Origin of the sequence: Kocuria rosea (assembly GCF_023715525.1) — a bacterium.
Taxonomy (GTDB): domain Bacteria; phylum Actinomycetota; class Actinomycetes; order Actinomycetales; family Micrococcaceae; genus Kocuria; species Kocuria rosea_A.
The window spans coordinates 1-270 of sequence record NZ_JAMBOG010000069.1 but is presented as its reverse complement, the minus strand read 5'-3'; the positions used below and the strand labels follow the sequence as shown (position 1 = coordinate 270).

Annotated in this window: 1 protein-coding gene; it reads left to right on the top strand. The window is 71.1% G+C overall.

Annotated features, from left to right (window positions below):
* On the top strand, positions 1–270 hold a 270-nt coding region (locus tag M3185_RS17000), incomplete at both ends, for an NAD(P)-binding domain-containing protein (RefSeq protein WP_251334849.1).

The window sequence follows — 270 nt, the reverse complement described above, 5'->3', positions numbered from 1 at the left end:
AACAGAAAGCTCAGATCGGTGTCACCGGCCTTGCGGTGATGGGGGCGAACCTGGCCCGCAACTTCGCCCGGCACGGCTACACCGTGGCCCTGCACAACCGTTCCGTCGGCAAGACCGACGCCCTCCTCGCCGCCCACGGGTCCGAGGGGTCCTTCATCCGCACCGAGACCCTCGCCGAGCTCGTCGACGCCCTGGAGTCCCCGCGCCGGATCCTGGTGATGGTCCAGGCCGGGGCGGCGGTGGACGCGGTGATCGAGGCGCTGGTGCCGC